The 25060-nt window shown below is 71.9% G+C and carries 22 protein-coding genes; 14 read left to right on the top strand and 8 right to left on the bottom strand.

Annotation, left to right across the window (positions count from 1 at the left end; all coding sequences use genetic code 11):
• The first annotated feature begins 49 nt into the window (after window positions 1-49).
• Window positions 50-1585, top strand: a complete 1536-nt coding sequence (gene thiC, locus KXC43_RS15930; protein WP_221376835.1) for a phosphomethylpyrimidine synthase ThiC — start codon at window positions 50-52, stop codon at window positions 1583-1585.
• Here the strand turns inward: thiC and KXC43_RS15925 are convergent.
• The 3 genes from KXC43_RS15925 to KXC43_RS15915 all read right to left on the bottom strand — a co-directional run bounded on the left by KXC43_RS15925 (window position 1566) and on the right by KXC43_RS15915 (window position 4750).
• Entirely contained in the window at window positions 1566-2744 is a 1179-nt protein-coding gene (locus tag KXC43_RS15925; protein WP_221376834.1) for a hypothetical protein, read from the bottom strand. The two genes, thiC and KXC43_RS15925, sit on opposite strands and share 20 nt — an antisense overlap.
• 96 nt (window positions 2745-2840) lie before the next feature.
• Entirely contained in the window at window positions 2841-3590 is a 750-nt protein-coding gene (locus KXC43_RS15920; protein WP_221376833.1) for an ABC transporter ATP-binding protein, read from the bottom strand.
• A complete protein-coding gene (locus tag KXC43_RS15915) occupies window positions 3587-4750 on the bottom strand; it encodes an ABC transporter substrate-binding protein (protein ID WP_308129098.1) in 1164 nt (387 codons plus the stop codon). The genes KXC43_RS15920 and KXC43_RS15915 overlap by 4 nt, the downstream gene beginning before the upstream one ends.
• Window positions 4751-5165: 415 nt before the next feature.
• Between KXC43_RS15915 and KXC43_RS15910 the strand changes: the two genes are divergently transcribed.
• Genes KXC43_RS15910 through KXC43_RS15895 form a run of 4 tightly spaced genes read left to right on the top strand, consistent with a single transcriptional unit; the run spans window position 5166 to window position 9531 of the window.
• Window positions 5166-8126, top strand: a complete 2961-nt coding sequence (locus tag KXC43_RS15910) for a sensor histidine kinase (RefSeq protein WP_221376831.1) — start codon at window positions 5166-5168, stop codon at window positions 8124-8126.
• 2 nt (window positions 8127-8128) lie between these two features.
• On the top strand, window positions 8129-8536 hold the full coding sequence (locus tag KXC43_RS15905; protein ID WP_221376830.1) for a roadblock/LC7 domain-containing protein: 408 nt from the start codon (window positions 8129-8131) through the stop codon (window positions 8534-8536).
• Window positions 8537-8567: 31 nt separating this feature from the next.
• The gene (locus tag KXC43_RS15900) at window positions 8568-8930 is read left to right on the top strand and encodes a DUF742 domain-containing protein (protein ID WP_127499757.1); all 363 of its coding nucleotides are present in this window, start codon (window positions 8568-8570) and stop codon (window positions 8928-8930) included.
• A complete protein-coding gene (locus tag KXC43_RS15895; RefSeq protein WP_221376829.1) occupies window positions 8911-9531 on the top strand; it encodes a GTP-binding protein in 621 nt (206 codons plus the stop codon). The genes KXC43_RS15900 and KXC43_RS15895 overlap by 20 nt, the downstream gene beginning before the upstream one ends.
• Window positions 9532-9836: 305 nt before the next feature.
• On the opposite strand, the gene KXC43_RS15890 is transcribed toward KXC43_RS15895, so the two are convergent.
• Window positions 9837-10964 carry a uroporphyrinogen-III synthase gene (locus KXC43_RS15890; RefSeq protein WP_221376828.1) on the bottom strand — a complete coding sequence of 376 codons (1128 nt, stop codon included), beginning with the start codon at window positions 10962-10964 and terminating at the stop codon, window positions 9837-9839.
• Between the two features lie 649 nt (window positions 10965-11613).
• On the opposite strand from KXC43_RS15890, the gene rplM reads away from it, so the two are divergent.
• The 3 genes from rplM to glmM all read left to right on the top strand — a co-directional run bounded on the left by rplM (window position 11614) and on the right by glmM (window position 14069).
• Window positions 11614-12057, top strand: coding sequence for a 50S ribosomal protein L13 (rplM, locus tag KXC43_RS15885; RefSeq protein ID WP_215792927.1), 444 nt, complete (start codon window positions 11614-11616; stop codon window positions 12055-12057).
• A 20-nt stretch (window positions 12058-12077) separates the two neighbouring features.
• A complete protein-coding gene (rpsI, locus tag KXC43_RS15880; protein ID WP_255644130.1) occupies window positions 12078-12575 on the top strand; it encodes a 30S ribosomal protein S9 in 498 nt (165 codons plus the stop codon).
• A gap of 141 nt (window positions 12576-12716) precedes the next feature.
• Entirely contained in the window at window positions 12717-14069 is a 1353-nt protein-coding gene (gene glmM, locus KXC43_RS15875) for a phosphoglucosamine mutase (RefSeq protein ID WP_221376827.1), read from the top strand.
• A gap of 154 nt (window positions 14070-14223) precedes the next feature.
• Here the strand turns inward: glmM and KXC43_RS15870 are convergent, their stop codons facing one another.
• Together KXC43_RS15870 and KXC43_RS15865 are read right to left on the bottom strand one after the other, a co-directional pair.
• Complete coding sequence (locus tag KXC43_RS15870; protein WP_221376826.1) at window positions 14224-15405, bottom strand: pyridoxal phosphate-dependent aminotransferase; 1182 nt, start codon at window positions 15403-15405, stop codon at window positions 14224-14226.
• 58 nt (window positions 15406-15463) lie between these two features.
• The gene (locus tag KXC43_RS15865; protein ID WP_221376825.1) at window positions 15464-16369 is read right to left on the bottom strand and encodes an MmpS family transport accessory protein; all 906 of its coding nucleotides are present in this window, start codon (window positions 16367-16369) and stop codon (window positions 15464-15466) included.
• 168 nt (window positions 16370-16537) lie between these two features.
• On the opposite strand from KXC43_RS15865, the gene glmS reads away from it, so the two are divergent.
• Complete coding sequence (glmS, locus tag KXC43_RS15860; RefSeq protein ID WP_221376824.1) at window positions 16538-18421, top strand: glutamine--fructose-6-phosphate transaminase (isomerizing); 1884 nt, start codon at window positions 16538-16540, stop codon at window positions 18419-18421.
• A 20-nt stretch (window positions 18422-18441) separates the two neighbouring features.
• On the opposite strand, the gene KXC43_RS15855 is transcribed toward glmS, so the two are convergent.
• Together KXC43_RS15855 and KXC43_RS15850 are read right to left on the bottom strand one after the other, a co-directional pair.
• The gene (locus KXC43_RS15855) at window positions 18442-19905 is read right to left on the bottom strand and encodes an alpha/beta hydrolase (protein ID WP_221376823.1); all 1464 of its coding nucleotides are present in this window, start codon (window positions 19903-19905) and stop codon (window positions 18442-18444) included.
• Window positions 19902-20189, bottom strand: coding sequence for a hypothetical protein (locus tag KXC43_RS15850; protein ID WP_221376822.1), 288 nt, complete (start codon window positions 20187-20189; stop codon window positions 19902-19904). The genes KXC43_RS15855 and KXC43_RS15850 overlap by 4 nt, the downstream gene beginning before the upstream one ends.
• Before the next feature lie 156 nt (window positions 20190-20345).
• Here KXC43_RS15850 and KXC43_RS15845 point away from each other — a divergent pair, with 156 nt between their 5' ends.
• The 5 genes from KXC43_RS15845 (at window position 20346) to tsaE (ending at window position 24981) form a co-directional block, all read left to right on the top strand.
• Window positions 20346-20714 carry a holo-ACP synthase gene (locus KXC43_RS15845; protein ID WP_221376821.1) on the top strand — a complete coding sequence of 123 codons (369 nt, stop codon included), beginning with the start codon at window positions 20346-20348 and terminating at the stop codon, window positions 20712-20714.
• An 88-nt stretch (window positions 20715-20802) separates the two neighbouring features.
• On the top strand, window positions 20803-22263 hold the full coding sequence (locus tag KXC43_RS15840; RefSeq protein WP_221376820.1) for an NAD(P)H-hydrate dehydratase: 1461 nt from the start codon (window positions 20803-20805) through the stop codon (window positions 22261-22263).
• 35 nt (window positions 22264-22298) lie between these two features.
• Window positions 22299-23426, top strand: coding sequence for an alanine racemase (gene alr / locus KXC43_RS15835; RefSeq protein WP_221376819.1), 1128 nt, complete (start codon window positions 22299-22301; stop codon window positions 23424-23426).
• Window positions 23423-24514: an alpha/beta fold hydrolase gene (locus KXC43_RS15830; RefSeq protein WP_221376818.1), complete on the top strand. Its 1092-nt coding sequence runs from the start codon at window positions 23423-23425 to the stop codon at window positions 24512-24514. The genes alr and KXC43_RS15830 overlap by 4 nt, the downstream gene beginning before the upstream one ends.
• Window positions 24511-24981: a tRNA (adenosine(37)-N6)-threonylcarbamoyltransferase complex ATPase subunit type 1 TsaE gene (gene tsaE, locus KXC43_RS15825; protein ID WP_221376817.1), complete on the top strand. Its 471-nt coding sequence runs from the start codon at window positions 24511-24513 to the stop codon at window positions 24979-24981. Before KXC43_RS15830 ends, tsaE begins: the two co-directional genes overlap by 4 nt.
• Window positions 24982-25060: the final 79 nt, after the last annotated feature.

Here is a 25060-nt window from a genome sequence, read left to right as displayed (position 1 = left end):
GTTTCGTACGCCCGAACGCTGTCTGGTTTGTACCTATAGGGGAGGAATCATGAGGCGCAAGACGTACGTCGAGGGACCGCGGCCCGACATCCAGGTGCCGTTCGTTGAGGTTGAGCTGAGCGGCGGCAACGAGCCCGTCCGGCTCTACGACACGTCCGGTCCGGGCAGCGATCCCGAGGTCGGGCTGCCGCCGCTCCGCAAGCCGTGGGCGAGCGGCCGTACCCAGCTGGCGGCGGCCCGGGCCGGCGAGGTGACCCCCGAGATGGAGTTCGTGGCGGTCCGCGAGAACGTGCCGGTCGAACTGGTGCGCTCGGAGATCGCGGCGGGCCGGGCCGTGCTGCCGGTCAACCGCAACCACCCGGAGTCGGAGCCGATGATCATCGGGTCGCGGTTCCTGGTGAAGGTCAACGCGAACATCGGCACGTCGGCGGTGACGTCGTCGGTGGCCGAGGAGGTCGAGAAGCTGACCTGGGCCACGCGGTGGGGCGCCGACACGGTGATGGACCTGTCAACCGGGCCGCGCATCCACGAGACGCGCGAGGCGATCATCCGGAATTCGCCGGTGCCGATCGGGACCGTGCCCATTTATCAGGCGCTCGAGAAGGTCAAGGGCGACCCGGTGAAGCTCACCTGGCCGCTGTTCAAGCAGACCATCCTCGAACAGGCCGAGCAGGGCGTCGACTACATGACGATCCACGCCGGCGTGCTGCTGCCGCACGTGCCGCTGGCCGCGGACCGGGTAACCGGCATCGTCTCCCGCGGTGGCTCGATCATGGCGGCCTGGTGCCTGGCCCACCACGAGGAGAATTTCCTCTACACGAACTTCGCCGAGCTGTGCGAGATCTTCGCGGCGTACGACATCACGTTCTCCCTCGGCGACGGCCTGCGCCCCGGCTCCATTGCCGACGCCAACGACGAGGCCCAGTTCGCCGAACTTCGTACGCTGGGCGAGCTGACCCACCTGGCCTGGGAACACGACGTGCAGGTGATGGTCGAGGGCCCGGGCCACGTGCCGATGCACAAGATCAAAGAGAACGTGGACCTGCAGGTCGAGCTGTGCGGCGGCGCCCCGTTCTACACGCTCGGGCCGCTGACGACCGACATCGCCCCGGCCTACGACCACATCACGTCGGCCATCGGCGCCGCGATGATCGGCATGTTCGGCACCGCGATGCTCTGCTACGTGACTCCCAAGGAACACCTCGGCCTGCCCGGCAAGGACGACGTGAAGGCCGGGATGATCGCCTACAAGATCGCGGCGCACGCGGCCGACCTGGCCAAGGGGCACCCGGGCGCCCAGGCCTGGGACGACGCCCTGTCGAAGGCCCGGTTCGAGTTCCGGTGGGAGGACCAGTTCGAGCTGGCGCTGGACCCGGGAACGGCCCGCGCCTATCACGACGAGACGCTGCCGGCCGAGCCCGCGAAGACGGCCCACTTCTGTTCGATGTGCGGCCCGAAGTTCTGCTCCATGAAGATCAGCCACGACCTCAAGGCACAGGGCATGGGCCTGAAGTCCGCCGAGTTCGTGGCGGGCGGGAGCAAGGTCTATGTGCCGGTGACCCCGGTCAACGGCCCAGGCCGCTGACCCAGTCCGAGATCTCGCCGTCCGGCTTCTGTGCCTGCGGCGGGGTGAACCCGTCGAACGGGGGCATCGTGATGACGCCCGTGTCGGACGGGCGCAGCTCGTCGTCGGTGCGCTGGGCGGCCACCGCGGCGCGGGCGGCGACGGCGGCCCTCGGGGCCACCGTCGCGCGTCCGGTGGCCGCGAGGGGCGTGCCGCCACCGGGCAGGCCCGGACCGGCCTTGGTGGCCGCCTTGGCGATCGCCGACTCGGGCTGGGCGTCGCGCTGCGGCAACGGCGGGCGGTCGGGAGCGGGCTCGGCGGCGGCCGGCCGGCGGGGGCGGTCGGTTTCCGGGCCGCGGCCCAGCACGGCGGCGAGCACGGAGCCGAGGACGCCGGCGCCGGTGGCGGTGGCGGCAGCCCAGTACGGCAGTTCCTGCGCCCGGGTCGAACCGGGGCCGGCGATCAGGTAGGCGACGGTGAACAGCGCCGGACCGGGCAGGCCGGCCAGCGCGATGGACACTGTGGACAGCTGCCGGCGGCGGGCGATCAGACCCACCGCGACGCCGGCGATCAGGGCCAGCGCGGGCATGGTGAACAGCGAGGCCTGCTCGGCCAGGCCGTCGGGCACGAACCCGGCGTCGAGCACTCCCAGCCGTACGGCGGGAACCTGCCCACCCGACCGCAGCGACGGCGCCACCGACACGATCGCGAACAGCCAGGCCACCGCGCTCATCGTCAGCAGGCTCCAGCGGGCGGCGTTGCGACCCAGGGCAGCCCAGGCGGCGAAGATGCCGGCCGCCGCGCCGAGCACCGCGCAGGCGCCGATCACGAAGACAGCGTCCACGCCGGCAATCTGCGCGCTGCGCGCCGGTTGCATGGTGAGCGGGACGATCGCGGCCGCGCCCAGGCCCGCCGCGACGCCGCCGATCAGCCTGGTGCCGGCGCCCGCTTTCGGGGTGAGGTGCGACCGGGCGGCCAGCCCGCCGGCCGCGGCCGCGGTCAGCGCGAACCACGAGACCCAGGCCAGCTGGGTGGTCCATACGTCACGCGTGGTGACCTCGACAACACGGGAGAAGCTCAGCACGCCCAGCCCGTAGGCCAGGCCGAGCTGTCCGGCCCCAACCAGCGCAGCGGCGCCGAATGCGGTTCCCACCAACTTCGCCCAGGTGCGAAAAGCCATGCCCGGCACGTTACGGTTTCCTCGCCTACGCGCTCAACAGCGGGGGTCGATTCTTAAAATCCCGCTTAGGTATTTATACGGAGAGTGAGTTGTCGGTCAGGCCATCAGGAGGTCGTGGAGAAGGGCGCTGGAACGCGCCACCTCGTCGGAGTGCGCCGTACGCCCCAGGGTGCGGGGGCGGGGGATGCGCACGTCGACGATCTCGCGGACCCGGCCCGGTCGAGGGCTGAGCACGACGACCCGGTCGGCCAGCAGCACGGCCTCGTCGATCGAGTGGGTGACGAAGACGGTGGTCGCTTCCTGCTCCATGTGGATGCGCTGCAACTCGATCGAGAGCTCCTCGCGGATCAGCGGGTCGAGCGCCGAGAACGGCTCGTCCATCAGCATCACCTGAGGCTTTCCGATCAACGCGCGGCACAGCGCCACCCGCTGTTGCATGCCGCCCGAGAGCTCGTGCGGCAGCCGCTTCTCGAAGCCGGTCAGGCCGGTCAGGGCAAGCAGTTCGTGCGCTCGGTCCCGGTACTGCGCCTTGCGCCAGCCGAAGATCTGCACCGGCAGCAGAACGTTGTCGAGCACCGAACGCCAGGGCAGCAGAGCCGGTCGCTGGAACATCATGGACACGTCCCGCCGCGGCTTGACCACCTGCTCGCCGCCCACGTCGACGCGGCCGGCGGTCGGCGGCAGCAGGCCCGCGATCATCCGCAGCAGCGTCGACTTGCCGCAACCGGAACGGCCGACCACGGCCACGAACTCGCCGTTGCCGACCTCGAGGCTGACGTCGCGCAGCGCCTCGACCGTGCCCGAGCGCCCGCTGAACGTGCGGGACACCTGGTCGACCCGGATCATGACGCGAGCCGCCAGCGACCGCTGCGCGCCACCAGCAGGGTCAGCGCCTGCGGCATCAGACCGGAGTGGTTGTCCGGCGTGAGGCGGATCGGGCCGGAGAGCCCGTCGATCTGCGAGGTCTCGAGGATCTCGCGGATCCGCGGGCGGTCGGCGCCGACCCGGGCCACCGCGTCGGCGATCAGGTCGGCCGCGTCGGCGGCGAACGAGGCCACGCCCGAGTAGCTGCCGTACCGGGACGTGTAGTCGCGGAACCACTGCTTGCGGGAGGACTTGGCCGGGGTCGTCGCGATCACGTCGTCGATCGCCAGGATCTGGGTGAACACCATCGTCGCGTTGTTCGTCGCGCTCGCGGCGCTGCGCGGGATGAACAGGTCGCCGGCCGCGGCCGAGTCGAAGTAGATGCGGCCGCCGAAGCCCGCGGCCCGGGCGTCGGTGGCGGCCTGCTGGGCCAGATCGGGCGGGGTGAGCACGACCAGCGCGTCCGGTTCGGTGTCGGTCAGGGTGCCCACCGACTGGGCGATGTCGCTGGCCGCCGGCTTGACCGAGCGGGTCGCCGTCCTCGTGGTGGCGGTGCCGCGCAGCGCGCCGGTCAGCGCCGCGTCGGCGCCCCGGCCGTAGAGATCGTTGGTGTGCAGCACGGCGATCTTCTTGTGGCCGGCGCGGGTGAACTCGGTGACCAGCGCGGCGGCGCTGTCGCCCGAGTTGGGGCCGAGCTTGAAGACGTACTGCCGCTCGCCGACCGGGTTGGTGATCTCGTCCGCGGCGGCCAGCGCGATCGTCGGGATCGTCTTGTCGTTGATCGTCTTCGCCGCGCCGACCACGCACTGGTCGCAGGTGCCGGTGATGATCGCGGCGACGGCCGGGTCGTCGGCGAACGTGCTGATGTTGCGCAGCGACGACGTCGGGTCGTTCCGGTTGTCCTGGGTGCGCAGTTCCAGCTTGCGGTCGCCCAGCTGGCCCGAGGCGTTGATCTGCTCGATCCGCAGCTGGAGGGCGCGAGCGTACGCGGTGTCGACCGCCGACGAGTTGTTGAGGTCGGCCGCGATCACGACGGTGTCACCGCTTGCGGCGGCGTCGTCGTCGTCGGAAGTGCAGCCGGCCGCGCCGGCGAGAAGCATCGATGCCACGGCAGTAGCCGCGGTGATGCGGGGGAGCCGCACTGGAGTCCCTCCTAGAGGGGCGGAAGGCGAAGGGGACGGCAGCATCGTGGTCCGGCGACGGGCACGCCGACACGGACAGCGTGTCCGTTCGATCGCGCCAAACCTTGCCAACGTGAAGGCCCCTGGTCAAGCGGGGCTCCATCGATGGAGCGAGACGCTTGTCTCACATACTGGTAGAAATATGAAGGGTATGCGGTGACCGGCTCGTCACTGAATGTCGTGGTCGACATATTCGTGCACGTCAAAGCGCCATGCCTGTCGAAAGTAGAACTGTCGAGATTGCTTGCAGTCGGACACGAAGTTCGTTTCCGGGTGTTTCCAGACTTCCCAAAGGGACGGCCGTTCTGATGAAATTCCCGGGCCGCGCGACGTCCTGCGGGCGAAAAGCCATGGGGAAGACCACGGAGGAAAAGTCTTGAGCACCGGATCCTCGACCCAGGTGGCGCGTCGTGGTGTCTTTCCTCGTCTGAGAGACGCCCGCATTCGCGCCAAGCTGGCTCTGATCCTGGTCGTTCCTCTGGTCGCCGTCATCGCACTCGCCACCGCCCGCCTGGTCGACGTCGGACAGCGCGCCTCCGAGGCGGGCACGGTCGAGGAACTGACCAAGCTGGAGACCGACATCTCGGGGCTCACCCAGCTGCTGCACGTCGAGCGCATGGCCGCCGCCGCCTACGTGGGCAGCCCGGGCAGCCGGCCGGACAGCTACCAGGCGGCCGTGGGTGCGAGCGACGCCCAGATCCAGGTCTACCGCGCGCATCGGGCCGACATCGAAGACCCGCCGGGCGCCGTACGCGACCGCCTCGCCCGCATCGACGACCACCTGAACACCATGGACGCCACGCGCACGGCGGTCGGCGACCGCAACGGCATCGCCGTCGCCGAGGCGGTGTCCCGCTACAGCGTGGTGATCACCGACCTGGTGGCCTACGGCGAGGCCGTCAGCCAGTACGCCGGCGACGGCGAGGTGGCCGACCGGCTGCGCGCGATCTCGGCGTTCGCCCGGGCCAAGGCCGGCACCGCCGACCAGGAAGCAGTCTCGTACGCCGCCCGGATCACGAACGACCTCAGCGCCGAGCAACGCACCGCGTTCATCGCCAGCCAGACCAGTCAGCAGGAGGCGCTGCTCGCCTTCTCGCTGGTCGCCGATCCGAGCCAGCGCTCCCTCGTCGACAACGTGGTCAGCGGCGACGCCGTCAACCTGGTCGACGGCGTGGCCAGCCGGCTCAGCCGGGCCGGCGGCGGCTCGGTCGAGGCGGCCGAGATCACCCAGTCCTTCGGCGCCGTGGTCGACCTCATGCGCTGGGCCGAGCAGGAGCTCGAGGCCGACGTCGTCGACCAGGCCACGTCCGACCGCGACGGCGTCGTCCGCCAGGCCGCGATCGAGTCGGCGCTGGTCGTGCTCGTGCTGATCGTGGCCGTGGTGCTCGCGGTCATCCTGGCCCGTTCGCTCAACCTGTCGCTGCGCCGGCTGCGCGAAGGCGCGCTGGCTGTGGCCAACCGCGACCTGCCCGACGCCGTGGCCCGGCTGCGCGACGCGCGCAACCTCGGTGAGGGCGGCGCCGACGACATCGTCCGTCAGGTCCGCGACCCCATCAGGCTGCCCAACCGCGACGAGATCGGCCAGGTCGCCCAGGCGTTCAACGTGGTCCACCGCGAGGCCGTCCGCATCGCGGCCGAGCAGGCCGCCCTGCGCACCAGCGTCTCGACGATGTTCCTCAACCTGGCCCGGCGCAGTCAGTCGCTGGTCGACCGGATGATCGGCGAGCTCGACCAGATCGAGCGCACCGAGGAGGACCCGAAGCGGCTCGCGCAGCTCTTCGAGCTCGACCACCTGGCCACCCGGATGCGCCGCAACGACGAAAACCTGCTGGTGCTGGCGGGCGCCGACTCCAGCGCCCCCCGCCGCGAGGACGCACTGCTGGTCGACGCGCTGCGCGCCGCCCAGTCCGAGGTGGAGCTCTACAACCGCATCGAGTTCGGCACCGTCGACACCGACATCTCGATCGCCGCGCTCGCCGTCAACGACGTGGTGCGCCTGGTCGCCGAGCTGCTCGACAACGCCACCCGGTTCTCCCCGCCCAACACCATCGTGGTGGCCGACGGCCGGCGGATCCGCGACTACGTGGTGATCCAGGTGGAGGACCGCGGCCTCGGCATGTCCGAGGAACAGATGGACCAGCTCAACCGCCGCCTGGCCGAGCCGCCGAGCGTCGACGTGGCCGCGTTCCGGCTGATGGGTCTGGCCGTGGTCGGCCGGCTCGCCTCGCGCTACGGCATCCGCGTCGAGCTGCGGGCCAACATCGAGGGCGGCACCGTCGCCCAGGTCACCCTGCCGAGCTCCATCGTCGTGCTGCCCAGCCGGCGCCTCGACCCGCCGGCGCGGCCGCAGGAGCTGGGCACCTCGCCGTACGGTGGCGGCAGCTGGGACGCGCAGGCCGGGCGGGCCGCCACGGCGACGCTGCCGACGATCGCCCCCGAGCCGTGGCGCGAACCGGCCCCGCAGCCAAACACCGCGCACCCGCAGCTGCCGATGTTCCCCTCGCAGCGGCCCCCGTCCGACCCGGACGTGCAACCGACCCCGAACCGGCCGCCGCTGCCGACCCGCGTCACCAAGACCATCGACGCCACGGCCGCCTCGACGACCATGAACGGCTTCGCCGCCGCCTCCACCGTGCCCGCACCGGCGCCGGTCGCACCCGAACCGGTGTCGCCGCCGCCTCCGCCGACCGGCAGTTCCTGGGGCGCCGCGCTGGCCGCGATGCCGCCGGTGCCCGCGCCGACGGCCTCCCCGACGCCGGACGAGCGCAACGACGCTCCGATCTTCGTGAAGATGCAGCAGAGCTGGTTCCGCGATCACGACGCGGCGAGCCAGGAGGAGTGGGGGATGCCGACCGCCGGCTACGCCCCGCCACCGAACAGCTCGTCGGGTCAGGCGAACCCGGCTGCGGCCCCGGCCCCGGCCACGGAGACGGCGGCACCCGCGCCCGCGCCCGTGTCGCCGCCGGCCTCACCGCCGCCCGCACCGCCCGCCGCAGCGGCCCCGGCGGCCGCACCGACGGGCACCGGGCACAATGGACCGTCCGTGCCGAAGCCGCGCCCCGCGGCCGAGGACCGGTGGAGGACATCGGCCGACGAGGGGTGGCAGAGGGCAATGGCAGCGGCGGAACCCGTCGACGCCGGCACCACACGGTCCGGTCTCCCCAAGCGAGTCCCTCAGGCACAGCTGGTGCCCGGCGGCGTACAGCCCGGGCCGCGCAACCAGAACAAGCGCAGTCCCGACGAGGTTCGTGGTCTGCTCTCCGCATACCACCGAGGTGTGCAACGTGGACGGACGGACGGTTCCGCCGAGTCCGCCACCCAGGCTAAGGAGATCTAACGGTGACCAGGCCCCCCACCATGCAGGACATGGGCTGGCTGCTCAACAACTTCGCCAACAGCGTCGCCGGCATCGCCCACGTCGTGGCGGTGTCCGCCGACGGCCTGCTGCTGGCGGCGTCGCGCGACCTGCCGGCCGACCGCGCCGACCAGCTCGCCGCCATCACGTCCGGCGTGGTCAGCCTGACCGACGGCGCCTCCCGCATGTTCAACGCGGGCGCGGTCAACCAGACGATCATCGAGATGGACAGCGGATACCTGTTCCTGATGTCGATCAGCGACGGCTCCTCGATGGCCGTGCTGGCCGCCCGCAGCTGTGACGTCGGCCAGGTCGGCTACGAGATGGCGCTGCTGGTCGAGCGGGTCGGCGCCTCGCTGTCGCCGGTGGCACGCGAAGCAGTCAGTCATTAGTCGCCGGTTCGACGGAAGGGGGTGAACGCGCGTGGGCCAGCCACAGGACCCGAGAGGCAACCTGGTGCGCCCGTACGCGGTCACCCGCGGACGGACGGAGCCGCGTCGGGACATCCCGATCGAGGCCGTTCTGGTGGCCAGCCAGGCCGGTCTGCAGGAAGCCCGGTTCGCCGGGCATGACAAATACCGCATCGCCGTGCTGTGCGAGGCGAAGGCGCAATCGCTGGCCGAGCTCTCGGCGCTGACCCGGCTTCCGCTGGGTGTGGCCCGGGTGCTGGTCGCGGACATGGTGGCCGACGGGCTGCTGTCGTTGCACAGCGCCGCTCCCAAAACTGGGTTCACGGAGCGGATGGATCTGCTGGAAAGGGTGTTGAGTGGACTTCGCAAGCTCTGAGCGGGCGGGGGCGCAACCCAAAGAGATCACTTCGGCGAAGATCGTCGTCGCCGGAGGTTTCGGCGTGGGGAAGACGACGCTGGTCGGAGCGGTCTCCGAGATCGAGCCGCTGACCACCGAGGCCGTGATGACCTCGGCCGGGCAGGGGATCGACGACGCGTCCAAGGTGCCCGGCAAGGGGACCACCACGGTGGCGATGGACTTCGGCCGCATCACGATGGCCGACGACCTGATCCTCTACCTTTTCGGCACCCCCGGACAGACCCGTTTCTGGTTCATGTGGGACGAGCTGATCCGCGGTGCGGTCGGCGCGGCCGTGCTGGTCGACACGCGGCGCATCGCCGACGCGTTCGCCCCGCTCGACTACTTCGAGAACCGTCATCTGCCCTATCTGGTCGCGCTGAACTGCTTCGACGGCGCGCCCCGGTACGAGCCGGACGAGGTGCGGGAGGCGCTGGCCATCCCGGCCCACGTGCCGCTGGTCATGTGCGACGCCCGCCACCGCGACTCGGTGAAGCAGGTGCTGGTGGGGGTTGTGGAGCACGCGATGGCGACGTTGGTCGCCGAGCAGAGCGGTGGATATCGGACGCCGGTTGGTTGACGATCAACCTCAAGGTCAAGGTCCAGACGTCGTAGCGGGGTGGTGGGAGTGTTTTGCTGCTCCTGCCACCTCTCGCTTTCAAGGTCAAAGGCCCGATGTCGTGGCTGGGTGGTGGGTGCAGACCGCTGCTCCCGCCGAGGGCCGCGGCAGGGCGAGCTGGGCGCTGGCGCGCCCATAACGCTCGCCCCGCCACGGCGACCTGCGTGAGCGGTTGCGCTCAAAAGCGGAAACCGGCCGATCCGCACGAATTCGGTGGACGGCTGAGAAACGCCGGCAGCTGTCAGACGGGTAGGCGGTAGCCGCTGTCAGACGGGTAGGCGGTAGCCGCGTTTTACTACTGTCTGGATGACGCCGGGGGCGCTCAGGCCGGCGCGGAGGCGGGCCACGGCCATTTCGACGGCGTGTTCGTCGGCGCCGCGGGGAAGGGCGTGCAGCAGCGCAGCCCGGGAAAGGACGCGGCCGGGAACGGTGGCAAGGGCGCGCAGCACGGCCATGGGCGCGGGCGCCAGGGGGCGCAGCTCGCCGTCGACGATGGCGGCGTGGCCGCGCAGGGTCAGCGAGTGGCCGGCCACCTCGAGCGAGAGCGCGCGCTGCGGCAGCTCGTCGACGATCGTCCGGACCAGCGAGCTCAGCCGGGCCCGGGTCGGCGTGACCACCGGCACGTTGTGGCGGCGCAGCGGTGCGGCCGTGACCGGGCCCACGCACGCGGCCAGGACGTCGCCGCGCAGGGCCTCCAGCACGGCGTCGGAGCCGGGGCCGGCTGTGCGCAGCAGGGCTTGGACGGCCGGGGCGGCGGTGAACGTGACCGCGTCGACCAGCCGGGCGGTGATCAGGTCGACCAGGCGGTGCAGCGGCGCGGGGTCGGTGGGCGCCGCCCAGCGATAGACCGGCACCTCGATCACCCGGGCCCCCGCCAGCTCCAGAGCCTCGGTGTATTCGGGCTGGCTCTCGCCGTGCAGCTGCATGGCCACAGTGAGGCCACTGATGCCACGCGACCGCAGGTGGTCGGCGACCTCCTCGTAGCTCTCACCCTCGGGCGACCACTGGTCGTGCAGGCCGGCCGCCCGGACAGCGGCGCGGGCCTTGGGGCCCCGAGCCACCAGATATGAGCCGGCGAGCACGGCCCGCAGCGGCTCGGCCAGGCCCCAGCCCTCGGCCGCCTCGAGCCAGCCGCGCATGCCGATGCCCGTGTTGACCAGCACGATGTCGGGCGGGGTGTCGAGGCAGGCCCGGGTGGCCGCCTTGAGTTCGGCGTCGTCGGCGATCGGGACGATCCGCAGGGCGGGAGCGATCACCACCCGGGCGCCGCGGCTCTCGAGCAGGTGGGCCAGCTCGTCGCGGCGGCGGTCGGCGGTGACGCCGACCGTGAAGCCGGAGAGCGACGCGGCCGGCTCGGACAGGGCGGCCGCCGTGATGACCGTCCGCTCCGTCATCGGGGCTCTTTTTCCAATATCAGAAGTCGTGGCGCGGCCGTCCGGTCCACCGAAGGGCACGCTCGGAGTACGCCGTCCTCAGCGTCGACCCGCTCCCATGTCACGCCTGCGTTCTCCGCCATACCTCCGGCCGGCGCGCGCCACGACTCCTCTTCGCCGAACCGGGAAGCCGGTCCGGCGGTCACCGTCAGGTCCGTCCTCAACCCTGACGGTGGCTTATCCATAGTGCGTCCTCCGCGCACGCCCGAGCCACGCTGGGCCCGCGTCGTCGAGGTGTCAGCACCATTGGCCATGACGGAAGCGTGCCGGTGAGGAATTTCGCCCTTGCGTCCCGTTTGTTTCGAGCCTGCTAAGAGGTATCGACCTGTGACCTTCCCAACCGCCGATCCCGGTGTCGGGCGCGTCCTCGGGAGCGGGTATGCTTGGCAACGGTTATTCTTGGAGGTCGCGTCCGTACCCACCGGGGTTCGTGTGCGGGGCCACCGATCGTGTTGCTCCGTTGCACGTTTTGACCACGCGCCGCGCAGCCGGGTATTGTTGCCTGCTGTTGTGCGACAGCTGCGAGCCCGCTCCCCGGGGGTAGGCTTGATGCTCGCGTTCGCCGCGACCAGCGCGCGACCCCAGACCGACGACAAGACAAGGTAATTCTGTGCGTACGTACAGCCCGAAGCCGGGTGAGATCGAGCGTCAGTGGCACATTATCGACGCTTCTGACGTCGTTCTGGGCCGGCTGGCCACCCACACCGCGACTCTCCTGCGCGGCAAGCACAAGCCGACCTTCGCCCCGCATGTCGACACCGGCGACTTCGTGGTGATCATCAACGCCGGCAAGGTCGCCCTGACCGGCAACAAGCGGCAGACCAAGGTCGCTTACCGCCACTCGGGTTACCCGGGCGGCCTCAAGCAGGTCGGCTACGAGGAGCTGCTGAGCAAGCGCCCCGAGAAGGCGATCGAGCTGGCCGTCAAGGGCATGCTCCCGCACAACAAGCTCGCGCGGCAGATCATCAAGAAGCTGAAGGTCTACCCGGGCGCTGAGCACCCGCACGCGGCGCAGCAGCCCCAGCCGTTCGAAATCACCCAGATCGCGCAGTGAGCGCGGGAGAAGGCAGCAGCATGTCCGACGTTATCGAGCCCGAGGTCGTCGAGACCGTCGAGGAGCCCGCTGAGACGGTCGTTGTGGTCGAGACGCCCGCGCCGGCCCCGGTCCGCGCCCCGCGTCCCGGTGACCGTCCCATCCAGACCGTCGGCCGCCGCAAGGAGGCCATCGTCCGTGTGCGCCTCGTGCCCGGCACCGGCAAGATCACCTGCAACGGTCGCGACCTCGACGCCTACTTCCCCAGCAAGGTGCACCAGCAGCTCATCCGTGAGCCGCTCGTCACCGCTGAGAAGGAAGAGCAGTTCGACGTGATCGCCAACCTGCGTGGCGGCGGCATCACCGGCCAGGCCGGTGCGCTTCGCCTCGGCATCGCTCGGGCGCTCATCACGAACGAGCCCGACGACCGCCCCGCTCTCAAGAAGGCCGGCTTCCTGACCCGGGACTCCCGCGTCAAGGAAAGCAAGAAGTACGGTCTCAAGAAGGCCCGCAAGGCTCCGCAGTACTCGAAGCGCTGATTTTGCGCCGAGTCTGACACGGCCGGGTTGCGCCCCCTGGTGTTCTTCAGGGGGCCGGCCCGGCCGTTTTGCGTTCCCTCCCCTTCTCAACGCACCCGGCTCGCCTCCCCTGGAGGGGTGAACCGGCGAAAGGAAGCCTCCATGGGGCGTCTGTTCGGCACCGACGGCGTACGCGGGCTCGCGAACGGCGAACTTCTCACCCCGGAACTGGCCCTCAGCGTCGCCGTCGCGGCCGCGCGGGTGCTGGTCGAGAGCGACAGCAGCCACCAGCCGCTCGCGATCGTCGGGCGTGATCCGCGGGCCAGCGGCGAGATGCTCGAGGCGGCCGTGGTCGCCGGGCTGACCAGCGCCGGGGCCAACGTGGTCCGGGTCGGCGTGCTGCCCACCCCGGCCGTGGCCTTCCTGGTCGGCCAGACCAACGCCGACCTCGGCGTGATGCTCTCGGCCTCGCACAACCCGATGCCCGACAACGGGATCAAGCTCTTCGCCGCCGGCGGCACCAAGCTGCCGGACGAGCTGGAGGAGCGGATCGAGCAGGCGGTCAAGGACGGGCACGGGCTGATCGGCCGCCCGACCGGCGCCGGCATCGGGCGGGTCCACGACCTGCTGGACGGCGCCGAGCACTACGTGAAGCACCTGGTCGGCTCGGCCCCGCACAGCCTCGCGGGCATCAAGGTCGTCGTCGACTGCGCGAACGGCGCCGCCAGCGAGGTCGCGCCGGTGGCCTACGAGGAGGCCGGCGCCGAGGTCATCGCGATCCACGCCGACCCGGACGGCCTGAACATCAACGACGAGTGCGGCTCGACCCACCTCGACAAGGTGCGCGACGCCGTGCTGGCCGAGGGGGCCGACCTGGGCCTGGCTCACGACGGCGACGCCGACCGCTGCCTGGCCGTGACCGCCTCGGGCGACGTGGTCGACGGTGACCAGATCATGGCGATCCTGGCCCTGGCCATGCGCGACGCGGGCACGCTGACCGACGACACTCTGGTCGCGACCGTGATGAGCAACCTGGGACTGCGGATCGCCATGAAGCAGTCCGGTATCAAGCTGATCGAGACCAAGGTCGGCGACCGCTACGTGCTCGAAGAGCTGGCCGCCAAGGGGCTGGCGCTGGGCGGCGAGCAGAGCGGGCACATCGTCATGCCCGCCTTCGCCACAACCGGCGACGGCGTGCTGACCGGCCTGCACCTGATGGCCCAGCTCGCGTCGACCGGCAAGTCGCTGGCCGACCTGGCGTCGGTCGTGCACCCGTTGCCGCAGGTGCTGATCAACGTCCGCGTCGGTGACCGGGCCGCGGGCGCCTCGGCCCCGGCCGTGCAGGCGGCCGTGGCGCTGGCCGAGAACGAGCTGGGCGAGACCGGCCGGGTGCTGCTGCGCCCGTCGGGCACCGAGCCGCTCGTCCGGGTGATGGTCGAGGCCGCCACCGAGGAACAGGCCCGCGAGGTCGCCGAGCGCATCGCCGACGAGGTCCGTTCGGCATCCCCCGCCTGACAGCAACGTCGAACACGGGCCGGTCCTTCGCGGGCCGGCCCGTTTCTTCATCCGCCGCGCAAGCGTGGCAATGCTTAACCGCCGCGCAAGCTTGGCAACGCTCATCCGCCGCGCAAGCTCGGCAATGCTTAACCGCCGCGCGGCTTGGCGAGGCTTATCCGCGGCCCAGCTTGGCGAGGCGCTGAGCGGCCTCGTCGATCACGGATTCGCGCTTGCAGAAGGCGAAGCGGATCAGATGGCGGCCCGCGGCCCGGTCGTCGTAGAACACCTGCGTGGGCACGGCGACCACGCCGCAGCGTTCGGGCAGCTCCCGGCAGAACTCGATGCCGTCCGTCCCACCCAGCGGCCGGATGTCGGCCGTCACGAAGTAGGTGCCGTCCGAGGGCTGCACCGCGAAGCCGGCCTCGGCCAGCCCGGCGGTCAGGTGGTCGCGCCGGGCCTGCAACTCGTCGCGGAAGCCGGTGAAGTAGTCGTCGCCGAGGCCCAGCGCCACCGCCACGGCCGGCTGCAACGGGCCCGCGTTGACGAAGGTCAGGAACTGTTTCACCCGCGTCACCGCGGACACCAGGCGCTCCGGCCCGGTGGCCCAGCCCACCTTCCAGCCCGTGCACGAGAACGTCTTGCCGGCCGACGAGATGCGCAGCGTGCGCTCCCGCATGCCAGGCAGACCGGCCAGCGGCACATGCGGCTCGGCGGCGTCGGTGAAGACCAGGTGCTCGTATACCTCGTCGGTGACGGCGTACGTGTCGTGCTGCCGGCACAAGTCGGCGATCAGGCCCAGTTCGGACCGGGTGAACACCTTGCCGGTCGGGTTGTGCGGCGAGTTGAGCAGCACCAGACGGGTGCGCGGGCCGAACGCCGCCCGCAGCTCGGCCTCGTCGAAGCCGTAGCGGCCGCCCGCCACCGGGCGCAGCGTCACCGGCCGCCGGACCGCGCCGGCCAGCGTGATCGAGGCCGCGTAGGAGTCGTAGTACGGCTCGAACGTGACCACCTCGTCGCCCGGCTCGCAGAGCGACAGGATGGCGGCGGCGACCGCCTCGGTGGCGCCGGCGGTGACGACCACCTCGCGGCCGGGATCGCGCGGTAGGGCCCAGAAGCGCTGCTCATGTTCGGCGATGGCCTCGCGCAGCGCCGGGATGCCGGGCAGGGGCGGGTACTGATTGGCGCCCCCCTGAAGGGCGCGCGCGGCGGCGGCCAGCATCTCGGCCGGGCCGTCGGTGTCGGGGAAGCCCTGGCCCAGGTTGATCGACCCGGTGCGCGTGGCCAGGGCGGACATCTCGGTGAAGATCGTGGTGCCGAACGGGCGCATCCGCTCGACCAGTGGGTCACTCGTCATCTGCTCGCCTTGGTCTCTGCTCGCCTGATGTCTGTTCTGCCCGCTCAGCCGGTCGCGCTCAGTCGATCGCGAAGTGGGTGCACGAGGCCGTGGCCACGTTGCTCGCGCTGGACGTGCGCTGCTTGACCTCGGCCCCGTCGACCAGGGCCCGGCAACTGATCGTGCCCTCCGACGTGCCGATCCGCATCGCGACGACCGACACCAGGGCGGGCGTCTCCATCTTGGTGCTGAACTTCCACGGCAGGTCGACGTTCTCGATCCGCTTGGGAGTGTCGCCGAGCTTCTCCACGTACAGGATCTGCGACGCCTTGCCCTCGCCGCTCACCTCGTACGTCACCGAGATCTGGCGACTGTCGAGGCCGGGCCCGGCCGGCAGGCTGGGCAGCTCGGTGGGCAGGTCGGGGATCTGCGGCGCGTTCGAGGGCAGATCCGGGAGCTGGGGCGCGGCCGACGGCAGGTCGGGCAGGGCGTCGACCGCTCGCTCGGCCCGGTCGGCCACGTTGCGCGCGATCAGCACGCCCGCGGTGGCGACGCCGCCGCAGAGCAGCAGCGTGATCGCCACGAGCACCGCCACGATCGGCAGCTTGCTCTTGCGCGGCGGGCGCCCGGGTGGACCCGGCTGGGGCTGCTGCGGCTGATGGCCCGGCGGCGCGTACCCCGGCGGTGGATAGCCGGGCTGGGCGTACTCCGGCGGTGGATAGCCGGACTGGGCGTACTCCGGCGGTGGATAGCCGGACTGGGCATACTCCGGCGGCGCGTAACCGGGCTGGGCGTAACCGGGCGGGGTGTAGGCCGGCGGCGGGAATTGATCCGTCGGGGTGGCCGGGAACTCCGACGTCGGTGGGTAGTCGGGATTCGGCGGCTGCGGTAGCGGCGCGGATCCAGGCGTGAACGACGGCGGGTGCCACGCACCCGGCTCAGAGGTGCCGTCCGGCTGCCGATTGTCGGGCTGATTGCTCAACATGTCTCCCGAAGCGAGCGCGCTGTCGTGGCGCGGTAGCCGACGGTACGCCAATGACGCCAGCCGTCCGAGGGCGCCGTCGGCCTTTCGGTCTGTTCTGCGCAGTCCGTGTGCTCGAAAGGGTGCTTCTCGCGCATGACGGGTGAGCGGTCGTGGGCTAGAGTCACCGCCATGTGTGGCATCGTGGGGTACGTCGGCGGTCGTCCGGCGCTCAGCATCGTTATTGACGGACTGCGCAGGCTGGAATACCGCGGGTACGACTCCGCCGGTGTCGCCGTAGTCGACGACGGCGCGCTTCTGACCGAGAAGAAGGCGGGCAAGCTCGCCAACCTCGAGAAGGCGCTCGCCGAGGCGACCCAGCCCGGCATCGCCGTCGGCAACACCGGCATCGGGCACACCCGGTGGGCGACGCACGGCGGCCCGACCGACCGCAACGCGCACCCGCACGTCTCGCAGGACGGCCAGGTCGCGGTTATCCACAACGGCATCATCGAGAACTTCGCCCGCCTGCGCGCCGAGCTCGAGGCGACCGGCGTCGAGTTCACCAGCGACACCGACACCGAGTGCGCCGCCCACCTGCTCGCGGCCGAGGTGCGTGCGCTGCGCGAGTCCGGCCACGCCGAGGGGCCGCAGCTGCTGGCCGAGGGCATGCGCCGCACGGTGCGCCGGCTCGAGGGGGCCTTCACCCTGCTCGCCATCGACGTGCGGACGCCCGACGCGGTCGCCGCCGCCCGGCGCAACTCCCCGCTGGTCGTGGGCCGCGGTGAGGGCGAGAACTTCCTGGCCAGCGATGTCTCGGCCTTCATCGAGTACACCCGCGAGGCGATCGAGCTGGGCCAGGACCAGGTTGTCCTGATCACGCCGGCCGGCATCGAGATCACCGGCTTCGACGGCTCCGCCCAGCAGGGCAAGGAGTTCCACATCGACTGGGACGCCTCGGCCGCCGAGAAGGGCGGCTTCGACTACTTCATGCTCAAGGAGATCGCCGAGCAGCCCCAGGCCATCGCCGACACGCTGCTGGGCCGGCTCTCCGACCGCGGTGAGATCGTCCTCGACGAGGTGCGGCTCACCGATCAGGACCTGCGCGACGTCGACAAGATCTTCATCATCGCCTGCGGCACGTCCTACAACGCGGGCATGGTCGCCAAGTACGCCATCGAGCACTGGGTGCGCCTCCCGTGCGAGGTCGAGCTGGCCAGCGAGTTCCGCTACCGCGACCCGATCCTCGACCGCTCGACGCTGGTGATCGTGATCAGTCAGTCCGGCGAGACGATGGACACGCTGATGGCGCTGCGCCACGCCAAGGAGCAGAAGGCCCGGGTGCTGGCCATCTGCAACACCAACGGCTCGACGATCCCGCGCGAGTCGGACGCGGTGCTCTACACGCACGGCGGCCCCGAGATCGCGGTGGCGTCGACCAAGGCGTTCCTCACCCAGCTGGTCGCCTGCTACCTCATCGGCCTGCACCTGGCCCAGATCCGCGGCGTCATGTACGCCGACGAGGTCGCCGCCGTGGTCGAGAAGCTGCAGACCACCCCGGACAGCCTGCGCACCCTGCTCGGCTCGATGGAGGAGGTGCGCGCGCTCGGCCGCGACCTCAAGAGCGCCTCGACCGTGCTCTTCATCGGCCGCCACGTCGGCTACCCGGTGGCGCTGGAGGGCGCGCTCAAGCTCAAGGAGCTCGCCTACATGCACGCCGAGGGCTTCGCCGCCGGCGAGCTCAAGCACGGGCCGATCGCCCTGATCGACGAGGGCACGCCGGTGGTCTGCGTGGTGCCGTCGCCGGCCGGCCGCGGCGTCATCCGGGACAAGGTCGTCTCGAACATCCAGGAGGTGCGCGCCCGCGGCGCCCGCACCATCGTGATCGCCGAGGAGGGCGACGACAGCGTCGCCGCCTACGCCGACCACCTGATCCCAGTGCCGGCCACACCGACGCTGCTGGCGCCGCTGATGACCACCGTGCCGCTGCAGATCCTGGCCTGCGAGATCGCCTCGGCCCGCGGCCACGACGTCGACCAGCCCCGCAACCTGGCGAAGTCGGTCACCGTCGAATAGCCCGTCGCACCCCGTGGCCGTCATCGCGCTGTGCCCAGCGTGATGGCGGCCATCGTGTCGAGCGAGGGCGTTCCTCTCTCCCAGTAACCGACGTGGCCGCTGGCCGGATCGCTGGCGAACACCCGGGCGCCGAACCCGGGGTCGCTCGGGTTGGTGCCGAACCACAGGTCGCGCTCGGGTCTTCCGAAGGCCAGCCACGGCCCGGTCACCGGCGCCCCGCCCGCCACCACCAGGTCACGGACGAGCCCGCCGGGGGCCACCGCCGCGTACTGGACGACGTCGCTGCGTGCAGTGGTCGACCACACCTCGCCGTCGGGCATGCGCAGTTCCCGGGCCGATCCGGCCCCGACGCCGGGCGAGCCCACGAAGACGACGCCGTCAGCCGCGAACCCGCCCGCGGCCGCCGCCCGGCCGACCACCAGCGACCCGTAGCTGTGGCCGAGTACCACCTGCCGGGCGGGCGGGCCCTCGTGACCGGCCCGCAGCCCCTCCTGGAACTGCCGCAGCGCGGGCGCCGCGGCCTCGGCCCGGCGCGCGCTCGCTGCCTCGCCGACAAAATCCGGGGCGTCGTAGTCGAGCCAGAGCACCGCGCTGGTCGACGACCGGGGGCTCAGCTCGGCGGCGCGCTCGGCGACCCGCTCGGCGCGGGCCAGTTCGCCGCCGAACGAGGCCAGATCGGCGGTCATGCCCGGCACGTGGGTGAGCACGTTGGTGGCCCGGCCGGGATCGCCGAGCGCCACCACCGCCCGGCCCTCCTCGCCGATGTCGAGGCTCAGCAGATAGGCGCGGGGGCCGTTCTCGTCGGTGAGCCGGTCGCTCAGCGTGGCCAGCCCGTCGCGCACCTCACGCAGGCGATCGCGGTCGCGGCCGGTGGCCGCGGCGATCGCCCGGTCGAGCTCGGCCCGGCGGTCGTCCAGCAGCAGCCGGTTGGCGATGTCGCGGTCGGCGGCCGGCAGCCCGTCGAGCCCGGAGAGCCAAACGGCCTCGGTCGCCAACAGCCAGTTGCGCTCCCCGGCCGCGAGCGCGGACCACCAGCGGCGAACGTCGGCCGGCGGTGTGGTGCAGTCGGGCCGGCCGGCTGCGGGTGGTGGCTGGGCCGGGGTTTGCATGGCCTCGGCCAGCCGAATCAGCCGGTCGGTGGCCTCGGCGTCGGCCCGGGCCGCCAGCGCGAGCGCAGCCGCACGATCCTGGCCGAGCAGCGCACGGGCCCGGGCCAGGGCCGCGGCGAACTCGCTGGCCGCCTGGTCGGCGAGCCAGCAATGCAGCCGGAACAGGGTGAGCCGGCGCCGCAGCTCGCCGAGACGGTGCGCCGCTGCCATCGACGCGGCGCCCCGCCAGACACCGCCGACGGCGGCCACCCGCGTACCGAACTCGGCGGCCAACCGGCCCGCGAGTGCCGCCCAGCGCCGCCAGGACAGGGCGAGCGCCCGCCAGCGCGCCGGGTCGGTGACACGCAGGCGGGCGTGCACGGCCGCGGTGGTCATCGGGTGAGCCGCAGACGGGTGACGGCCCGGGCGTCGGCCAGCTCGTAGGCCGCGGCGGACTCGCTGACCCGGCGAGCGGTCTCGCCGACGTCGGCGCCGAGCAGCGCGAGCTGGGCGCGGGCGGCCTCGGCGGCCTGCTGGGCCGCGTCGGCGGCGGCCCAGCGCGGGATGGCCGGGGCCGGCGGTTCCTCCGCGGTCGCGGCGGTGACCCGGTCACCGGTGGCGGCCATGTCGGACGCGGCGCGCCGCAGCGCTTCGGTGTCGACTTCGAGATCGGGGTTCATCGGACGCCCTCCCTGGATCCGGCGATGGGATGCGCCGACGTTAGGGGTCGCGAGGCGGCTGTGGGGCGACCTGTGGACGACGGCCGCCGGCTGTCCACAGGCCGGGTACGCCGCTCGCCCCCGTGCTAAAGGGCGGCGCCCGATAGGGTTGTGGCCGTGATCGTGGCTGTCGGCATCGATGTGGTCCTGGTGGAGCGCTTCGCCCGTGCCCTCGACCGGACGCCGTCGCTGGCGGTGCGGCTCTTCACCGAGGGCGAGCGGCTGAGCGGCTCCGGAAATCCGCGGTCGGCGGAGTCGCTGGCCGCCCGTTTCGCGGCCAAGGAAGCGGTGGCCAAGGCGCTCGGGGCGCCCGCGGGCATGCTGTGGCACGACTGCGAGATCGTCGCCGATCCGGACGGGCGGCCCTGGCTCACGGTTTCCGGCACCGTCGCCGCGGTGGCCGTCGAACGCGGGATCAACCGGTGGCATCTCTCGCTGTCGCACGACGGCGGCATCGCCTCGGCGATGGTGGTCGCGGAATCCTGACACCGTTCTGACCTGCGCGGGCGCGAAAATGTCGCCCCTGTGCGCTAGAACAGTCGGCATCGTCTCGTCGGAAAAGGCTGGAGGACCGATGCGGCAGGCATGGCGGGTCGCGGATGTGCGCGCGGCGGAACGAACCCTGATGGCGGCGCTGCCCGAGGGCACGCTGATGCAGCGGGCGGCGGCCGGGCTGGCGCGGCGGTGTGCCCTGCTGCTCGACGAGTCCGGTGGCGTCTACGGCGCGCGGGTGCTGCTGCTGGTCGGCAGCGGCGACAACGGGGGCGACGCGCTCTATGCGGGCGCTGCCTTGGCCCGGCGGGGCGCTCAGGTCCGTGCGCTGCTGCTGCGGCCCGACCGCGTTCATCTTGCCGGCCTGCAGGCGTTGCGCGCGGCCGGCGGTTTCACCGTGCGTGAGCTGCCCGAACGCGCTGACCTGGTGCTCGACGGCATCGTCGGCATCGGGGCCAGCGGTGGTCTGCGCCCGCCGGCGGCGGCTCTGGTGCGGCAGCTGGGCGATCTGCGCGGCCGGGCGGGTGTACGGCCCGCCGTCGTCGCCGTGGACGTGCCGAGCGGCGTGGCCGTCGACACCGGCGACGTGCCCGGCGAGGCCGTGTCGGCCGATGTCACTGTCACCTTCGGCTGCCTCAAGCCGGCCCATGTGGTCGGTCCGGCCGCGGTGCGCTGCGGTCAGGTCGAGCTGGTCGACATCGGCCTCGGGCCGGCGCTGCGGATCGACCCGGCGCTGTCCGTGCCCGACTCGGGTGACGTCGCGCGGTGGTGGCCGCAGCCCGGCCCCGAGTCCGACAAATACACCCGCGGCGTGGTGGGCATCGCCACCGGTTCCGCCACCTATCCGGGCGCCGCGCTGCTCGGGGTCAGCGGTGCGCTGGCCGGCCCGGCGGGCATGGTCCGCTACGCGGGCAGCGCCCACGCCGAAGTCGTCCGCGCCCACCCCTCGGTGGTCGCCGCGCCCCGGGTGGCCGACACCGGGCGGGTGCAGGCCTGGGTGTGCGGCTCCGGTCTGGGCACCGACGAACAGGCGCGCACCACCCTGCGCAGCGTGCTGGCCACGTCGCTGCCCGTGGTTCTCGACGCCGACGCGCTGACCATGCTGATCGACGGTAAGCACGCCGAAGACCTGCGCCGGGACGCCCCGATGGTGCTCACCCCGCACGACGGCGAGTTCAAGCGCCTGGCCGGCGAGGCGCCCGGCTCCGACCGGGTCGGCGCGGCCCTCAAGCTGGCCGCCTGGACCAACGCGGTGGTGCTGCTCAAGGGCGACCGCACGATCGTGGCCACCCCGGCCGGCGAGGCGCTGGTCAATCCGAGCGGCACGTCCGCGCTGGCCACAGCGGGCAGCGGCGACGTGCTGGCCGGGTTGCTGGGATCGCTGCTCGCCGCGGGTCTGCCGCCCGAGCAGGCGGCGGCCGCCGCGGCGTACGTTCACGGGCTGGCCGGGCGCCGGGCCGCTGCCGGCGGCCCGGTGACCGCGCCCGACATCGCCGCGGCACTGCGCCCGACCGTCCGGGATCTCGCCTCCGAGCTGCCGTAACAGAATTCGTCATACCGATCAGTAGGCTGGGAACCATGTGGCAGGCCGAGGTCCGGGTTGATCTGGACGCCATCCGGGACAACGTCGCGTTGCTGCGCGCCGGCACCACCGCCGAGGTCATGGCGGTGGTCAAGGGCGACGGTTACGGGCACGGCATGCTGCCGTCGGCGCGGGCCGCGCTGGCCGGCGGCGCGAGCTGGCTCGGGGTGGCGACCCTCGACGAGGGCCTGGCCCTGCGCCGGGCCGGGTTCGAGGTGCCGGTGCTGGCCTGGCTGCACTCGCCCGGTCTGCCGCTCCACGAGGGCGTCGCCGCCGACATCGATCTCAACGCGGGCAGCCTCGAGCTGCTGGGCGAGCTGGTGGCCGCAGCCCGCCGGGCCGAGCGGACGGCCCGGGTCCACCTCAAGATCGACACCGGCCTGGCCCGGGGTGGCGCCACCGCGGCCGAGTGGCCCGCGCTGCTCGAGGCCGCGGCCAAGGCCCAGGTCGACGGCGACATCGAGGTCGTCGGCGTCTGGAGCCATTTCGTCTACGCCGATGAGCCGGGCCACGAGACCGTCGACCACCAGCTGGCCGCGTTCGCCGACGGGCTGGCGGTCGCCGAGCGTCACGGCATCACGCCGCGCTACCGGCACATCGCCAACTCGGCGGCCACGCTGACCCGGCCCGACTCCCACTACGACCTGGTGCGACCGGGCATCGCGGTCTACGGGCTGTCGCCGGTCGCGGGCGAGACTTTCGGGCTGCGGCCGGCGATGACCGCCCGGGCCCGGGTCGCCCTGACCAAGCGGGTGCCCGCCGGTCAGGGCGTCTCCTACGGGCACACCTACGTCACCGAACGCGAGACGACGCTGGCGCTGGTGCCCCTGGGCTACGCCGACGGGGTGCCGCGGGCCGCCTCCAACGCCGGGCCGGTGCAGCTCGGCGGCAAGCGCCGCACGGTCGCCGGCCGGGTCTGCATGGACCAGATCGTGCTCGATGTCGGCGACGACCCGGTGGCCGCGGGGGATGTGGCGACGCTGTTCGGCCCGGGCGACGACGGCGGCCCGACCGCCGACGACTGGGCCGGCGTGGTCGGCACGATCAACTACGAGATCGTGACCCGCTTCGGCAGCACCCGAGTGCCCAGGGTCTACGACGGTGACCCGGGCGGTGCGGCATGAGTCCGGCGAGAAAACCGGCGCCGGTGTCGTCGCGGCGGGCGAAACAGGTTGGCATCGCCGGTGCCGCCGTCGGTGTGCTGGCGGCCGGCCTGGCCACGGCGTTCGCGGTCGAGCGGGTGCTGGTGCGCCGCTCGGTCAACGCACCCGGCGACCCGCACATCGACGAGCCGTTCGGCGATCAGCCGTTCGACAGCGAGCTGACCGTCACCGCGGCCGACGGCACCGAACTGCACGTCGAGATCGTCGAGCCCACGCAGCCCGGCCCCCAGCCGACGATCGTCTTCGTGCACGGCTTCGCGCTCGACATGGGCACCTTCTATTTCCAGCGCAAGGCGCTCACCGAGCAGGGCGACCACCGCCTGGTCTTCTACGACCAGCCCGGGCACGGCCGGTCGAGCCGGCTCCAGTCCGGCGACTACGACATCGCCGCCCTCGGCAAGTCGCTGGCCGCGGTGCTCGACGCGACGGTGCCGGACGGGCACATCATCCTCGTCGGACACTCCATGGGCGGCATGACGATCATGGCGTTCGCCGAGCAGTACCCGGAATGGTTCGGCCGGCGGGTCACCGGCGTCGTGCTCATGTCCACCTCGGCCGGTCTGATCGACAAGACCAGGCTGGGGCTGCCGACGCTCGTGGCCAGGGCCAGCGCTCCGTTCTTCCCGCTCTGGGGCAAGGCGGCCCACCTGGGCGGCACCACGATCGACCGGGCTCGGGTGGTGTCGTCCGACCTGGCCTGGTTGCTGACCCGGCGCTACGGGTTCGGTGAGCCGAAGCCCAGTCCCTCGTTGGTCACGTTCGTGGAGAACATGAACTCCAAGACCTCGGTCGAGACGCTGACGAAATACCTGCGCACGCTCTACACCCACAACCGCTTCCCGGCTCTGTCGGCGCTGCGCGGGGTGCCGGTGCTGGTGATCGTGGGCACGAAGGACTATCTGACCCCGGTGACCCACTCGGAGGAGATCCTCCGGCACCTGCCCGAGGCCGAACTGGTCAAGGTGGACAACAGCGGCCATGTGGTGATGCTCGAGAAGGCCGACGAGGTCAACGCCGCGCTGCTGCCGTTCCTGGAGAAGATCTCGTGAAGCTGCCCACCGTCGACGACACCCGCGAGTTCGGGCGGCGGCTCGCATCGATCCTGCGCCCGGGCGACCTGGTGCTGCTGACTGGCCCGCTCGGGGCCGGCAAGACCGCGATGGTGCAGGGCATCGGGGCCGGCCTCGGGGTGGCCGGGCCGATCACCTCGCCGACGTTCGTCATCGCCCGGGTGCACCGGGGCCGCACGCCGCTGGTGCACGCCGACGCGTACCGGCTGGGCGACAGCCCCGATCCGCGGGCCGAGATCGACGACCTCGATCTGGACGCCTCGGCCGACGACGCGGTCACCGTGGTGGAGTGGGGCGCCGGCCTGGTCGAGCAGCTCAACGACGAATACCTGCAGGTGCGGATCGACCGCCTCGACGACGACACCCGGGTGGTCGAGCTGGTGCCGCACGGCGGCGACTGGGCAGTGCGCCTGTCGCGGCTCACCGGGAAACACTCAGCCGGCTGAGGCAGCGACGCCGTGCGCTCGCGCGGCGGAACAAGGGCCGTGCGCTCGCGCGGCCGACACCGGAAAGGGCGACTGTGAA

Source organism: Paractinoplanes polyasparticus, assembly GCF_019710575.1.
Classification (GTDB): domain Bacteria; phylum Actinomycetota; class Actinomycetes; order Mycobacteriales; family Micromonosporaceae; genus Actinoplanes; species Actinoplanes polyasparticus.
Note: the sequence above shows the minus strand (reverse complement) of the source record. Positions and strands in the feature narration are given on the sequence as shown.